This window comes from Collinsella aerofaciens, from assembly GCF_015548375.1.
Taxonomy (GTDB): domain Bacteria; phylum Actinomycetota; class Coriobacteriia; order Coriobacteriales; family Coriobacteriaceae; genus Collinsella; species Collinsella aerofaciens_AB.
On sequence record NZ_JADMWW010000002.1, the window covers coordinates 158,712 to 173,458 of the forward strand.

General features: G+C 61.2%; 12 protein-coding genes and 1 tRNA gene. All 13 read right to left on the bottom strand.

What is annotated here, in order from left to right; translation table 11 throughout:
• Positions 1 to 55: 55 nt before the first annotated feature.
• Positions 56 to 745, bottom strand: coding sequence for a TetR/AcrR family transcriptional regulator (locus I1969_RS01995; protein ID WP_195232416.1), 690 nt, complete (start codon positions 743 to 745; stop codon positions 56 to 58).
• On the bottom strand, positions 729 to 5,168 hold the full coding sequence (locus I1969_RS02000; RefSeq protein ID WP_195232418.1) for an acyl-CoA dehydratase activase: 4,440 nt from the start codon (positions 5,166 to 5,168) through the stop codon (positions 729 to 731). Before I1969_RS02000 ends, I1969_RS01995 begins: the two co-directional genes overlap by 17 nt.
• A gap of 281 nt (positions 5,169 to 5,449) precedes the next feature.
• Positions 5,450 to 5,998, bottom strand: coding sequence for a DUF2798 domain-containing protein (locus I1969_RS02005; RefSeq protein ID WP_195232419.1), 549 nt, complete (start codon positions 5,996 to 5,998; stop codon positions 5,450 to 5,452).
• Between the two features lie 319 nt (positions 5,999 to 6,317).
• Entirely contained in the window at positions 6,318 to 7,886 is a 1,569-nt protein-coding gene (locus I1969_RS02010) for a threonine/serine exporter family protein (RefSeq protein ID WP_229028196.1), read from the bottom strand.
• A gap of 336 nt (positions 7,887 to 8,222) precedes the next feature.
• Complete coding sequence (gene lysS, locus I1969_RS02015) at positions 8,223 to 10,187, bottom strand: lysine--tRNA ligase (protein ID WP_195232423.1); 1,965 nt, start codon at positions 10,185 to 10,187, stop codon at positions 8,223 to 8,225.
• Positions 10,188 to 10,266: 79 nt separating this feature from the next.
• Positions 10,267 to 10,737, bottom strand: coding sequence for a transcription elongation factor GreA (gene greA / locus I1969_RS02020; protein ID WP_006234960.1), 471 nt, complete (start codon positions 10,735 to 10,737; stop codon positions 10,267 to 10,269).
• 106 nt (positions 10,738 to 10,843) lie between these two features.
• On the bottom strand, positions 10,844 to 11,119 hold the full coding sequence (gene tatA, locus I1969_RS02025) for a twin-arginine translocase TatA/TatE family subunit (protein WP_022094895.1): 276 nt from the start codon (positions 11,117 to 11,119) through the stop codon (positions 10,844 to 10,846).
• Between the two features lie 112 nt (positions 11,120 to 11,231).
• Positions 11,232 to 11,308 (bottom strand) — tRNA-Pro (locus tag I1969_RS02030).
• A gap of 49 nt (positions 11,309 to 11,357) precedes the next feature.
• A complete protein-coding gene (ispE, locus tag I1969_RS02035) occupies positions 11,358 to 12,254 on the bottom strand; it encodes a 4-(cytidine 5'-diphospho)-2-C-methyl-D-erythritol kinase (RefSeq protein ID WP_271748020.1) in 897 nt (298 codons plus the stop codon).
• Positions 12,255 to 12,256: 2 nt separating this feature from the next.
• On the bottom strand, positions 12,257 to 12,553 hold the full coding sequence (locus tag I1969_RS02040) for a Veg family protein (protein ID WP_006234957.1): 297 nt from the start codon (positions 12,551 to 12,553) through the stop codon (positions 12,257 to 12,259).
• Between the two features lie 183 nt (positions 12,554 to 12,736).
• Complete coding sequence (gene dtd / locus I1969_RS02045; RefSeq protein WP_022094897.1) at positions 12,737 to 13,183, bottom strand: D-aminoacyl-tRNA deacylase; 447 nt, start codon at positions 13,181 to 13,183, stop codon at positions 12,737 to 12,739.
• A gap of 3 nt (positions 13,184 to 13,186) precedes the next feature.
• Positions 13,187 to 13,828 (bottom strand): RdgB/HAM1 family non-canonical purine NTP pyrophosphatase, encoded by a 642-nt coding sequence (gene rdgB / locus I1969_RS02050; RefSeq protein ID WP_022094898.1) that lies wholly within the window; start codon positions 13,826 to 13,828, stop codon positions 13,187 to 13,189.
• A 143-nt stretch (positions 13,829 to 13,971) separates the two neighbouring features.
• Entirely contained in the window at positions 13,972 to 14,697 is a 726-nt protein-coding gene (rph, locus tag I1969_RS02055; protein WP_195232425.1) for a ribonuclease PH, read from the bottom strand.
• Positions 14,698 to 14,747: the final 50 nt, after the last annotated feature.

The following is a 14,747-nucleotide window of genomic DNA, read 5'->3' on the forward strand; positions in this document are numbered from 1 at the left end:
ACCGCATCGCGGGACTCACCGCGCGATGCGCGACAGGCGCCCCGCAAGAGAAACCCTAGGCGTCTTTCACCACGTCGGGACTCGTCGCACGCGATGCGCGATAGGCATCGGCCTCCTTGGAGACGCGTTCGAGCAGCTCGGATGTATCGACGCCCTCGACTTGCGCGACCGTTTCCACCGTCTGCATGGCGACCGCCCTCAGGTACGCGCACGCGCTGTCCCCCAGCTGCTCGAGGTCTATCTCCTCGCCGCCCTCCCGGGCAAAGCCGACCGCCATCACAAAGCCCATGATGCCCGAGACCAGAAAGCCCACCGCAAAGCTCGAATCTGCCTTGAGCTCTTCTCCGTCGGGGTGGACGATCTCTCTCACGCGGTCGATGATGATCGTATGGATGCCCTGCACGACCTGCTCGGCGGCACCCGCCCTCATGGTGATGACGATGCGCCGCAGCAGGCAGCGGACGTCGCGCCGGTCGAACGCCGAAAGGCCGCCCTCGCTCGAAAAATGCCAGAGGGCATCGGTGATGAGCTCGTTATCCTGCAGCAGCTGGGCTATGGCGATGGCGACGAGTTCATCGAAATCGTGAAAATAGTAGTAAAACGTTCCGCGATTGCACTGGGCGGCGCGGGTCACCTCGCCAACCGACAGCTCGAAGATGCTGTTGTTCTCGATGAGCTCCCAAAACGCCTCGATGATACGGGTGCGTGCATCGGGCGCATCGGCGTCCTTACGCGGTCTCGCCATGCGCCTCACCGCACCCCTGCGCCTTGGCGTTCATGATGAGCATCTGAAGACGGTTCTCCACGTTGGCGAAGCTCACGTCGGGATCGTAGTCGAGCGGCAGGAACTGCGCCGTGGGATACTGCTCCTTGAGCGCATGGATGAGCCCGCGCCCCACGACATGGTTGGGCAGACACCCGAACGGCTGCAGGATCACGAAGTTGCGGCAGCCGCGCTTGGCGTGCTCGAGAATCTCCGCCGGAATCAGCACGCCCTCGCCCGCATCGAACGTATGGTGCAGGATCTTATCGCTCGCGCGCACGAGCTCGGGCATGCGCGTCGGCGGCTCGTAGAGCGGGCTCGCCGCGCCCAGGCGGTCGCAACGGTCGTGCGCGAGCTCGAACAGGTTGTCCGCCGTGGCGTACCAGGCCTTTTCGGGCAGCGACAGGTCGACGTGGAACTCGCGCGACTGCGCATGCTTGTAGAAATAGGTCTTGCGGATCACGTCGGTCATGCGCGCCTCGATGACCTCGAGCCCGTTGTCCTCGAGGTAGCGCTCGATCTCGTGGTTGGCGCCGAGATGGAAATTGAGCAGGTACTCGCCCACGATGAGAACGGTCGGATGCGGGTTCGAGCGGTCGTACGGAACGGCGTCCATGATCGCAAGCGCGCGTTTGAAGCCCGTCGCCTGGCCTCTCAGCCCGGAGCGCTCCATGCCCTCGATAACCTCATCGAGCGCGCGGTCGAACGCAGCGTCCGCCGCGCCCTTCTCGAGCTCGTAGGGACGGATGCGCCTAAGCATGGCCTCGAGGGCATCGATCATGGGAAGACCGTAGGCGATCTGGATGCTCGGGCCAAGGCCGAGCTTGAAGCCCGGATGCGCATTGTGGGCATCGACGTCGTCGTTGGTGAGCACCGGGACATAGTCGTATCCCGCGTCGTCGAGCGCGCGGCGCAGCAGGGGCATGTAGTGCGTCAGGCGGCAGTCGCCGATATACTTGCCAGTCACCACGGCGACGTCGTGCGGGTCGTACTTACCGCTCTCGAGTGCCGCGAGCGCCTCGCCGATCACGATTTGCGCGGGGAAGCAGATGTCGTTGTGCACATAGCGTTTGCCCAGGCGGATGGCATCCTCGCGCCCGATATCAAGGGCCTCGGCGCGCACGCCCTGATTGCGCATCGCCGCGGTCATGAGCCTGCAGAACGCATGGGAGGTGTTGGGGACCAGCGCGATCTTGTCGTGCCGGTCGCGCTTGGTGTACTTGACCTTATACGGGTCGTCGAGCGGATGGACCGCGTGCACCCGGGCGCCCTCGGCACGCTCCTCCGCGCGACGACGGTTGACCGACTCGATAAACGAACGCACGCGAATGCCCATGGGACCGGCGACGTCGCTCTCATCGAGCTTGATCATCATCGGAACCTTGGAGCCCATCTCGCCCATCATGCGCGCGATCTCGTCGGTGAGATACGCATCGTGGCCGCAGCCGAAGCTGCCCATCTGCACGAGCTCGAGCTCGGGCGTCGATGCGACGATGACCGCGCACGACAGCATGCGCGCATGGTAGTTGTTCACGATGTCGATGCGGCTGTTGGAAAGATCGACGTTGCAGACCCCCGGCACCGCATCGGGCGTCAGCACGGGGATGCCGCGCTCAGAGAAGAGCTTGGGCAGCCCGTGGTTGACCAGCGGGTCGTTGTGGTACGGGCGCGAAGCGATCACCACCGCGTAGCCGCCGTCCTCGCGCACGTTCTCGAGCACCTGCCTGCCGCGCAGCTGCAGCTGGTTCTCAAACGTCTCCTGCGCGCGGTCCGCCTGCTCGGTCGCCTTGGCAACCAGGTCGGCATCGATATCGAAGGTCTCCTTGCACCACGCCTTGAGCTGGCGGTTTCGGTCGCCCTCGTCGTACCAGTGGAACAGCGGCGTATCGAACGGAACGCCGAAACGCTCCTCCGGGTTATCGGAATTGCGCATCACGTAGGGGTATCCCTTTACGACGGCGCACATCCACTCGCTGGTAGAGGCGGTGTTTTCGGTGGGCACCGTCGTGATGATGGGCATGAAGATGCGGTCGACGCCGGCGTCGACGAGATTGCGGATGTGCCCGTGGACGAGCTTGGCCGGGAAGCACACGGTGTCGGATGTGACGTGCGCCAGACCGCGCTCGTACATCGCCTTGGTGCTGCGTCCCGAGACGCGCACCTTAAAGCCGAGCGTGCTGAAGAACGTCGACCAGAACGGCATGGTGTCCCAGAACTCGAGCACACGGGGAATGCCGATCGTGACATCGCGCCCCCCGCTGACGGGAACCGTGGGGTACGACTCGAACAGCAGCTTCTCGCGGTCGACAAAGAGATTGGGGGCAGCCGCGGTCCGGTCGCGCCCCGTGCCGGGTGCCTGTGCCTCGCAAGCACCCTGCGGACGCAGCTCCTCCGCCGCGGGAACCTCGCGCACGAGCTCATCCCATGAGATGGCGCCGCCGCGCGGGCAGCGATTGCCCGTGACGTAAAGCGAGCCGTCGCCAAATGCCACGACCGCGCGCTGGCAGCGGTTGTTGCACCGACGGCAGGTAACGCCGCCGAACTCGCGATGCTCGAAGCGCTCCACGGCATCGAGCCCGATAAACGACGTGCCGGCGTCGCCCTTGCGGCATTCCTCGCGCGCGAGCAGGGCGATACCGATAGCGCCCATCAGCCCCGGGTGGGGCGCACGCATGACGGGTTTGCCCAGATACTGCTCGAATGCGCGCAGCACCGCGTCGTTTCGGAACGTGCCGCCCTGGACGACGACTTTGTCGCCCAGACGGTTGAGATTTGAAACGCGAATGACCTTGGTGAACACGTTCTCGATAATCGAACGGCAGAGACCGGCCATGATGTCGCCCGGACCCTTACCGCGCCGCTGCTCGGAAACGACGCTGCTGTTCATGAACACCGTGCAGCGGCTGCCGAGAACGGCGGGGGCTTTGGACGAAAATGCCTCGGTCGCGATATCCTCAACGGCTATTCCGAGGTTTTTGGCAAAACCCTCGAGGAACGAGCCGCAGCCCGCAGAGCACGCCTCGTTGACGACGATATCGGTCAGCACGCCGTGGTTGAGCCAGATGGCCTTCATATCCTGTCCGCCGATGTCGAGCACGAAGGTCGCATCGGGAACGCATGCGCACGCGGCGCGGGCGTGCGCGACCGTCTCGACCGTATGGTAGTCGGCGTGGAACGCGCGCGCGAAAAGCTCCTCGCCGTATCCCGTGGTGCCCACGGCATCGATCGCAAGCGTGACTCCCGCTGTCTCCCAGCGGTTCTTCAAGCTGACAAGACCCTGTTGGGCGACGTCGAGCGGTCTGCCGTTATTAGACGCGTAGAACGAATCGACAAGCTCACCCGCCTCATCGACCAGGGCGAACTTGGTCGTCGTGCTCCCCGAATCGATACCGAGCGCCACACGCACCGTCTCTCCGGGCGCATACGCATCCGGACCCTTTGCCGGCGTCTCTTTGCCATGGCGTGCCGTAAAATCCGCCTGCTCGGCAGGTGTGGCAAAAAAGGGCTGGGCAAGACGTCCCTCCCCGCTTGCGGGCGCGACCGTCTCGAGCTTATCCAGCCGGACAAAAGCGTCGGGAAGGTCGATCGGTTGGGACGATGCGAACATGTCGGTCAGCGACAGGGCGGCACCGCGCGCGACCATGATTTGCGGATCGCGCGGGACGATAACCTGATCGTCCGATAGATTCAGTTGCTCCCGGAACACGCGGACCAGCGTGGGGTTGTAGGCGAGCGTACCGCCCTCGAAGATTACCGGCGGCTCGATGTCGATACCCTGGGCCAGACCGCCGATCGTTTGGCGGGCGACCGCGTGAAGCGCCGAAAGCGCCAGGTCGGTGGTAGGAATGCCCTCGTTGAGCAGCGGCTGGATATCGGTCTTTGCGTACACGCCGCAGCGGCCCGAGACCTCGTGGACGGTCGTTCCCCGGCTTGCGAGCTGCTCGAACTCGCCCGATTCGGTGCCGACCCCCATGAGCTTTGCCATCTCGTCGATAAATGCACCGGTACCGCCTGCGCACGAGCCGTTCATGCGCATGTCGGCAACCTCGATGTCTCCCTTATCGTTGGTGCGGAAGAAGATCATCTTGGCGTCTTGGCCGCCCAGCTCGATGGCGCAGCGCGTCTGCGGATAGAACCTGCTGATCGCGAGCGCGTTGGCGACCACCTCCTGAACGTACGAGGCGCCCAGCGCGGTCGCGATATCGCGCGCACCCGAGCCGGTCACCGCAACGCGCAGCGACTCATGGGGAAAGCGCTCGGCGAGCTCGCCGAGCATGGCGCGCACGCTCGCTGTCTGACACGCCCCGTGGCGGCGATATCCCCACCACGCCTCGGTCATATCCTCGTGCATCGCGTAAACTTTGGTCGTCGTCGACCCTACGTCCAGTCCTACTAGCAACGCCATAATGCTCCGTCTCTCGCATTTTTCCTGCTAGAGATATACCACTCTACGTAATACAACAGACTGTTGTATTTAAACTCCGTATAAAAAGCGGCTGCCGAAACGCTTCAGCAGCCGCCGAATGCACCAACAGATTGTTCTGCGCGCTAGCACGTCGGGCAACGGAGCAGCACGGGCCCTCCGGTCATGCGCACCGCTCACGCCCGCGATGTCGCCGAGAGAGCTATCCACGCTTAGGGCTCCAACCAAGCAAGTCGCCCGCGCTCAGCAGATCCCTAAGCGAGCTACTCGCACTCAGGAGCCATAGCCTGCTCCAAGAGCTCGGCATGCTCCTCCTCGAAAACCGTCCCCACAGGGAAGGCGCGACGGAAGACGAAGTGGGAAATCGGACCGGCTACCAAAAGGTTCCACGGCAGCGCCATCACAAAATTATGCGGGATGTTGATCATCCAGATCGCGGGCACGGAATACAGGTTCGCAAGGATGCCGCCGGGCATGTGCGTCAGACCCTCGCAGGCACCGTAGAGCGACATGATGATGACCATGGGAACGACCATGCAGGAGCTGACGGCGAGCGTCATGGCAAGCGGCGAGCTCTTGCCCGGCGTGACCAGGAATTTAAAAGCGAAACCCTTGGCAAGGGGGCTGGCAACAAACCAGTCGCAGCACATGGCAAAAATGTAGGCAACGGGGAAGCCGAGCCACGCGGCGGCAACAACCTCGCCGTTAATGGCCCCATGCTGCAGGGCAACGTTGTAGATGCTCATCCAGAGCACCATGCAAAAGCACATGATAAAGGTAAACAGCAGGCTCTCTCGTTTGTTGATAGGCATAAAGGGCATGGTCCTTTCTGTGTTACGCCGCTACGCCACGCAACAAAAACGGGCGAGCAAGATGGAGCTGTTGGGACTTCATCTCGCCCGCCCGTGGTACGTGCGTCTGCGACTACTTATGTGGTGGAACCAGCCTAGCACGAAAAGCACGTGCTTCGTAAGCGTTGAGTTTATGGAGATGCAGGGCACCAATAATCCCCCCCCCGACCCCATAAGTTGCGGTGGAATACGGACTGTTTTGACCCTTTAAGCAGCAATTCAGTCCCTATTTCACCGCAACTCATTGGGGGTGCAAAGTAACCTGTCCCCTTTGCACCAATTAGCTGGTGTGGCGCCAGCGAGGGTCGGTGAGTGTACGTGCCACACCCAGACCAACGGGCAAAAACGCCACGATGAGCACTGCACGCACAAACCAACCGAGCATATTGACTGTGTCGAAGGTGCACATGTAATACATCGAGCGATACAGATACAAACCCGGCACCATAATGACAATCGAAGGCACCGTGAGAGCGATACGCGGGTAGGTGAGCTTGACTTCGGCCAAGCTTGCCAGCAGACCCGATACCAGCGCGCCGATAAACGCTGCTGCCTCGGGAGGCATTCCCGTGCTGAGGCCCAGGAAGGGAATCATCGTCGGCGCATCGACGAGCGTAAGGCGCAGAGTATTGGAAACGGCGCCGATCAACCCAGCTGCCGCGGCCATCTTTACCGGGCTGTTGAACATCACCGAGAAGCCGAATACGCCAACGAAGCTCATCACCACGCGCAGGAGCGTAAGGGCAAGCGGCGAAAGGCCGAGCGGGGCAAAATCATCCGGTGCCAGCCCCACACACTCGGCAACCATCCAGCCCACAAGGGTCGCCATCACAATAATCGACACGGCATACGAAAGACGCTCAATGCCGCTTCGCATATCGAGCTTAGCGATGTCGAGGCCTGCCGTAATGAGGGGAAAGCCGGGAATCACGAAGAGCATGGCGCCGATATAGCCTTCTTGGTGCGACATTGCCCCCGGTACGACCTGGCCAAGGCCGAGCAATGCCAGCAGATACGAAACGCAAGCGAGCGCAACGCCCGTCGTCAGCGCGCTAAACTGGCCAAGACCCTGCTTGAGAATATGGGAGCGAGCAAAGTTACCGACACCAGCGCCTACGAATGCACAGGCCATCTCGATAGGGCCGCCGCCGAGCAAAAAGACGAAGGCGCCGCAAGCACAGGCTGCCGCAAGGCCCTGTTGCCAGGGAGAGTAATCGGGCTTTGAGCTCTCAACGGTCCTGAGCATCTCGTGATACTCGTGTACCGTGAAGCGACGACCATAGGTCTCGATTTCCTTGAGGAAACTCTCCATCATCCAAATGCGATGGGTATTGACTCCCGTTGTGGGCAGGCTGACAACCTCGTTAAAGCAGTGGCCATCTTCGATGCAAGTGCACTCAAACGACAGAAGACTCAGGTCGACGTGAATTGTGACGCCGAGCACGTCAGCAACACGATTCATGGTATCGCGTACACGCCAGGCACCCGTTCCGCTCGCGAGCATAAGCATGCCGGTGCGGCAGATGATGGATGACTTATCGGTGAGCGGCGCATCGACGGCAAGTTCATCGCCTGCCGTCACGATCTGGTGCCAGTCAGTTTTCATATGGAGCGCGCCGGCACGAACGCCGTGGTGCATGGGGGCTCTCGAAAGCAGCGAGTCAAGGCGCGAAGGCTGTGGGGGCTCCACTGATTCACCCTCAACCTCATCAGCCTCTTCATCGACCAGATCAAAGGAATCAAGCGGCGCTGGCTCGCGACGGTCGATCAGCTCCTCGTCCTCATCATCAAAGTAATTGAACTGATCGAGCATGTCCTCTTCGATTGCACGCTCGCTCGCGTCGTCCATATAGACGCTCCCTTCCTGCCGACTAACCCCCATCCTAGGCAGCAACGGCTAAAGGAAACATAAAAGAGACGACTGTCATGCGAGCCATGTGGGCAATATCCGTTGGGTAGTCGTTTAAGAACGTCCCCAATGACTACATCGATGTTCTAAGTGTCAACCAAGTCAACGCCGCAGATAGAGGACGGACAGCGAGCGACGTCCAGAGCGAACAAGTTGGCATGAAAAAGGCAAGGCATAGACCTTCTGGTCATGCCTTGCCTTTTGAATGACAAATTGTCGCTCTGGGCGGCGCGCAGCGTCGAGCGGTTACGGCGTTTGGTAAAACGCCGTAACCCCCTAGTACATCTTTGCGCCGGCGGGGATGGAGGCGTCGAGCTGGATCAGGTTGAGGCGCTCCTCACCATCCTCCTCGTGGATGGCACTGATGAGCATGCCGCAGCTGGGGATGCCCATCATCTTGCGCGGAGGCAGGTTGGTGATGGCGAGCAAGGTCTTGCCGACCAGGTCCTCGGGCTCGTAATAAGCGTGAATACCGGAGAGGATGGTGCGGTCGGTGCCGGTGCCGTCGTCGAGCGTAAAGTTCAGCAGCTTCTTGGACTTCTTGACGGCCTCGCATGCCTTGACCTTCACAGCGCGGAAGTCGCTCTTGGAGAAGGTATCAAAGTCGACGAACTCCTCAAACAGCGGCTCAACGGCGATCTTGGAGTAATCGAGCGTGGGCTTAAGCGACTTAACGAACGGGCTCGCGGCGTTGCCGGCCTCGGCAGCCTTGGCGGCAGCGGCACCGGACTGGAAACCCTTCTCGGGCTTCATGTGCGGGAACAGCAGCACGTCGCGGATAGAAGCCTGGTTGGTGAGCAGCATGACCACGCGGTCGATACCGATGCCGATACCGCCCGCAGGAGGCATACCGTACTCGAGGGCGCGCACGTAGTCCTCGTCATACTCCATGGCCTCATCGTCGCCGCCGGCCTTCTCGGCCATTTGGGCAGCAAAGCGCTCAGCCTGGTCGACCGGGTCGTTGAGCTCGGAAAATGCGTTGGCGTACTCGTGGCCGGCAATAACCAGCTCAAAACGGTGGGTCAGACGCGGATCGTCCTCAAAACGCTTGGCAAGCGGGCTGACCTCGATGGGGTAATCACACACGAACGTGGGGTTGACGATGGTGTCCTCGCCCAGCTCATCGTAAATCTCGGCGATGATCTTGCCAGCAGTCCACTCGGGCTTGATCTCCAGGCCCTTCTCGCGCGCGGCGGCAGCAAGCTCCTCGACCGGCGTGTCAATGGTGACCTGCTTGCCGAGCACGTCGGAGACGATGTCGGTCATGGGACGGCTGGCCCACTCACCAGAAAGGTCGATGGTCTGGCCCTGATACTCGATGACCTCGGGGTTGCCGATGGCCTTGTTAGCTGCCTTAATGACACCCTGGGCGAGCGCCTTCATGCCCTCGAGGTCGGAGAAGGCACGGTAGGCCTCCATCGTGGTGAACTCGGGGTTGTGGGTAAGGTCCATGCCCTCGTTACGGAAGATGCGGCCGATCTCGAACACGCGCTCAAAACCACCGACGATGCAGCGCTTGAGGTGCAGCTCGGTGGCAATACGCAGGTAGCACTCCTGATCGAGCGCGTTGAAGTGAGTGATGAACGGCTTGGCAGTAGCGCCGCCCTGGATGGTCTGCAGGATGGGGGTCTCGACCTCCATGTAGCCGTCGGACTCCATAAAGCGACGGAAGGTGGAGAGAATCTGCGAACGCTTACGGAAGGTCTCGCGAACGTCGTCGTTGGCGATCAGGTCGACATAGCGCTGGCGATAGCGGGTCTCCTTATCGGAAAGACCGTGGAACTTCTCGGGCAGCGGACGAACGGCCTTGGCAAGCAGGGTCGCGCTCTTAGGGGCAACGGAAAGCTGGCCGCGCTGGGTACGCACGACCACGCCGGTCACGCCCAGGATGTCGCCCAGGTCGAGGGCCTTGAGCGTATTCCAGGCAGCCTCGTCCATGTCGTTGATGCGGCAGAACAGCTGAATCTCGGCAGTCGCATCGCGCACGACGATGAACATGATCTTGCCCTGACCGCGCTTGGCGACCACACGGCCGGCGATCTTCACGACATCCTCGGTGTCCTCACCATCGGCAAGATCGGCGTACTTAGTCTCGATATCGGCGACGTAGTCCTCAAGCTCAGAGTGCTCAGGATAGGGGTTCTGGCCCGCCTCGAACAGGGCGGCGCGCTTGGCCAGACGGGTGGCGCGCTCGTCGTTGAGCGTCGATGCCTGATCGGCGGCGTTCTGGTTCTCTGCCATAAGTTAGCTCCTCAAACTAAAACGCTCCCCAGGATTCGGTCCCAGGGAGCGAAAACATACCTTTACGCGGGACCGTGGTCTAGCGTGCGATCTTGGCGATGGTGTAGACGCGAGTCTTGCCGGAAGGCGTAACGACCTCGACGGAGTCGCCCTCGCCGTGACCGATGATGGCGTGACCGACCGGAGACTCGTTGGAAATCTTGTGCTCGAGCGAGTTGGTCTCGGTGGTACCGACGAGCGTGACTTCCATGACCTCGCCGTTGGGATCAATCAGCGAAACGGTGGAACCGATGGAGACGGTCAGGTCGCCCGTGGTGGCAGCAACCTGAGCGTTGGCGAGGATGGCCTGGATCTCGGCAATACGAGCGGCGTTCTGGGCCTGCTTGTCCTTAGCGGCGTCGTACTCGGAGTTCTCCGAAAGGTCGCCGAACGCGCGGGCTTCCTTGATGTCCTCGACGATCTCCTTGGCGTAATCGCCCTCACGCCAAGCGAGCTCCTCGACGAGCTTCTGGCGGCCCTCAGCGGTCAGTACGATCTGGCTTGCGTCCATACGGATATCTCCCCAACTCTGATCAAACAATCAACTGTCAACAAAACGAAAAAGACCGGCTAGCCTGCGGGCAAGCCGGTCAGGTGCTCACCCCAAAGGGATGGGACTACTCTGCGTCCGCGTCGCTGTCCTCTGCCTGCTTCTTCTTGGCAGCAGCGAGCTTGGCCTCGAGCTCAGCGATCTCCTTGTCCTCCTCGGACTGCTCGACCACGACCTCCTCGGCCTGCTTGGTCTCGGCCTTATCGTCGCCCTCCATACCCTCGCGGATATTCTTGACGGTGGAGCCGAGGGACTTGCCGAGCTTCGGCAGGTTCTTGGGCCCGAAGATAATCAGGACAACGACGAGAATAATGATGAGCTCAGGAGCCCTCAGTCCAAACATGTAGACCTCCACAATACAGCGAGACAAGCTCGAATGAGTATACCGCGGGTATCGCGGTATCACAACAATAGCTAAAAAAAGGGACCGCAAGAAGCGGTCCCTCCTCATGCTCTGGTCGGGTTGACTGGATTTGAACCAGCGACCCCTGCGTCCCGAACGCAGTGCTCTACCAAACTGAGCCACAACCCGTTAGCTCGACTATAGTAACAAAGATTTTCGCCGCATGCTAGAGAAATTTTTATTTCTTTGGCGCGTCGATTTGAACCGTGTTGGGAATAAGCTCAGTCGCGCAGGCCCACCAGCCATTTTGCTGGGCAGCATCGGCAAGCCTTTCGGCCGTGGCAGCGGTGTCGCAAATGGCAAACGAGCAGGCACCCGATCCGCACACATCTACAGCAACGGTTCCGTCCTGTTTACGCAGCCAGTCGAGGACCGTTTGAATCTGCGACTCCATCTGTGCGGAAATGACACCAAGGTTGTTATGGATGAGTGCATATGCCGTCTCGGCATCACCAGCACGCAAGGCAGAAGCTATCGCGCCGGGCTTGTCCGCAGGCACCGAGGCCTCGTCAAAACGTCGATAGGCTTCAATTGTCGAAACACTTGCCTCGCGCGGCTTGACCAGCACGACGGGCGTCGCGGGCAGCGCGGGGTACTCAGTTGCCAGCACGTCTCCCCCACCTACGTAGAACGCAGGACTCGCGTGCAAAAAGAACGGGACGTCAGCACCAATGCCTCGCGCAATATCGTCGAGCGCTGGGTCGGTGCGATCAATGCCCCAGAGCTCCGCCAAGGCGACAATGACCGCGGCCGCATCCGTCGAGGGGCCGCCCAAGCCGGCGCACAATGGAATGCGCTTCTCAATCGTCACGCAGATGTTTGCCTCGCGACCATAATGCTCGGCCATAGCAACCGCAGCCCGATACGCCGTATTCTTTTGCATGGGAAAATCTGATGCCGGAACCGTCTGGACGGTCAGCGCCTGCGCCAGCGTGACCGTCACGGTATCGGAAAGACCGACGGCCGCCATCAGGGAATCGACCCTGTGGTAGCCGCGGTCATCGCGCTCGGTATGAACCCCCAGGTAGAGGTTAATCTTTGCCGGCGCGGAAAGAGTCAGGGACCGATCGGTCACCGTTAATGCTCCTCGAGCTGATTGCCGAGCGGGGTAAAGATATGCTCGCCGCTCTCGGGGTCGAACAGCTCGACCTGACCGGTGAGCACATCAATATACTGGTAGGACTGACGCGACTTGCGGCCGCGACGCTCGTCGACCTCGACGATAAAGACGGCGGGGTGGACACTCTTGATGGTGCCCATGCGCTCGACAACGCGGGTGCGGCCCATGTTGGCCTTCACCTTGACGCGATCGCCCACCATATCGGTCAGCTTCTCGTGGATGTCGTCGACGTGATTGACTTCCATCTCTTCCATGAACAGGGCCTCCAGAAGGTGCAATTCAAAAAGGGGATAATACCCCTAAGATAGACAAAACTCTAATACTATAGCACCCTGTTGTGGCCATACGCAAGTAGCTAAATGAGCCCCGTCCCAAATACGTACCAGACGACAATCTCGCATGACCAGTTGTTACGTGGTTTGGTAAAACCGCGTAACCTAAAGGTTGTCGGTGTCCAGGACGATGGTGAATGGGCCATCGTTGACCAGGTCGACCTTCATGTCGGCGCCAAAGATACCGTGCGCCACATGCTCAACGTCCTCGCGCACAAGCGTCAAGAAGTACTCGTAGAGCTCGTTGGCGACATCGGGGGCGCCGGCATCCGTAAACGATGGGCGGCGACCGTGGCGGCAATCGGCGAACAGCGTGAACTGCGACACCACGAGCACCTCGCCGTCGACATCGGCAAGCGCCAAGTTGGTCTTGCCGTTCTCGTCCTCGTTGATACGCAGCCCGCGGAGCTTGCCCCACAGCTTGTCGGCCTCGGCACGCGTATCGCCATGGCCCACACCAAGCAGCACCAGGTAGCCGCGTCCAATGCGACCCACGCACTCGCCGTCGACCGTCACGCCGGCGTTGAGCACGCGCTGCACCACCGCACGCACGGCCTACTCCTCGCCCGTCAGTTTGGCGGATAGGTGCTCGAGCGCATGGAATCGATGGCTGATGGCGTTCTTCTCGTCCGCCGTCAGCTCGGCCATGGTCTTGCCCGGCGTGTCGACCGGCAGGAACAGCGGGTCGTAGCCAAAGCCGTGATCGCCGCGGCCCTCGTGCGCGATAACGCCCTCGCAGGCGCCCTCACCATAGGTGACCAGACCATCCGTGTCGATGAGCGCGACGACACTCATAAAACGCGCGGTGCGATCCTCGTCTGCCACGCCTTCCAAGTTAACGAGCAGCTTGGCGTTGTTGGCGGCATCGTCGCCGTGAACGCCCGCGTAGCGCGCGCTATACACACCGGGCTCACCGTCCAGCGCGTCGACGACCAAGCCCGAATCATCGGCAATGGCCATAAGGCCCGTCTCCTCGACCGCAGCCTGCGCCTTGATGATGGCGTTCTCCAAAAACGTCGTGCCGTTTTCCTCGGGGTCCTCAAAATCGCCCAGCTGGCCGAGCGCCACAAAGCGCACCTCGGGCATGACCTTGCCCAAAATGGCCTCGATCTCGGTGAGCTTATGGGCGTTGCCCGTTGCCACGACGATGGTCGCCGCCGGGTCGAGGGTGTCGATGTCAATCTTCTCAAGTGCCATGACTGGCCTCCTTGTCTCTATATCAATACCGCGCCGAGGGCAACGAGGGACTCCGCCTCTCCCCTCTCAATCAACGGCAGTCTTGTGTCCAGACGTCTCCACAGGTAAAACCTACCAAAATAAACCTGTCCCTTTTTGGCAGATTAGGCGATGGCTTGGCGCTGAAGCTCGATGAGCTCGGCGATACCTTTGTCGCCCAGGTCGAGCAGGGCGTTGAGGCGCTTACGGTCGAAGGGCGCCTGCTCGCCGGTGCCCTGGAGCTCGATCATCTCACCGGTGTCGGTGGCGACGAGGTTCATGTCGACCTCGGCATGGCTGTCCTCGGAATAATCCAAGTCGAGCAGAGTGTTGCCGTCGACAACGCCCATGGAGATGGCAGCCACCTGGCCGATAAGCGGGATGCGCTCGATCTTGCCCGCCTCGACCCACATGGCGAGGGCGTCGTGCAGCGCCACCCAGGCGCCGGTGATGCTCGCTGTACGCGTGCCGCCATCGGCCTGAATCACATCGCAGTCGACGGTGACGGTGTACTCGCCGAGCGCCTTCATGTTGACGACGGTACGCAGGCTGCGGCCAATGAGGCGCTCGATCTCCATGGAGCGGCCCTTGCGGTTGGCGTGCTCGCGCTTGCAGCGCTTGCCGGTCGACGCCGGCAGCATGGCGTATTCCGCGGTCACCCAGCCGGCCTTAGCTCCCTTTCGCCAGCCCGGCACGCCCTCCTCGATAGTGGCGGCGCACAGCACGCGCGTGTCACCGAACTCGGCCAGACACGAGCCGTGAGCGTGCTTCATGACGCCACGGGTGAGCTTAACGGGGCGCAACTCGTTGGCGGCGCGACCGTTGGCGCGGTTGACCTGCATGTACTCCATAGAAATTTCCTTTCGGCAAAAGATGTGGCGAAGGCTTTGGCGGCTGCCTT

Coding starts and splice junctions, on each gene's coding strand:
- I1969_RS01995 (WP_195232416.1), bottom strand. CDS start 745: ATGGCGAGACCGCGTAAGGACGCCGATGCGCCCGATGCACGCACCCGT.
- I1969_RS02040 (WP_006234957.1), bottom strand. CDS start 12,553: ATGGAAGAGATGGAAGTCAATCACGTCGACGACATCCACGAGAAGCTG.
- tatA (WP_022094895.1), bottom strand. CDS start 11,119: ATGTTTGGACTGAGGGCTCCTGAGCTCATCATTATTCTCGTCGTTGTC.
- I1969_RS02010 (WP_229028196.1), bottom strand. CDS start 7,886: ATGGACGACGCGAGCGAGCGTGCAATCGAAGAGGACATGCTCGATCAG.
- rdgB (WP_022094898.1), bottom strand. CDS start 13,828: ATGGCACTTGAGAAGATTGACATCGACACCCTCGACCCGGCGGCGACC.
- greA (WP_006234960.1), bottom strand. CDS start 10,737: ATGGACGCAAGCCAGATCGTACTGACCGCTGAGGGCCGCCAGAAGCTC.
- I1969_RS02000 (WP_195232418.1), bottom strand. CDS start 5,168: ATGGCGTTGCTAGTAGGACTGGACGTAGGGTCGACGACGACCAAAGTT.
- I1969_RS02005 (WP_195232419.1), bottom strand. CDS start 5,998: ATGCCTATCAACAAACGAGAGAGCCTGCTGTTTACCTTTATCATGTGC.
- lysS (WP_195232423.1), bottom strand. CDS start 10,187: ATGGCAGAGAACCAGAACGCCGCCGATCAGGCATCGACGCTCAACGAC.
- rph (WP_195232425.1), bottom strand. CDS start 14,697: ATGGAGTACATGCAGGTCAACCGCGCCAACGGTCGCGCCGCCAACGAG.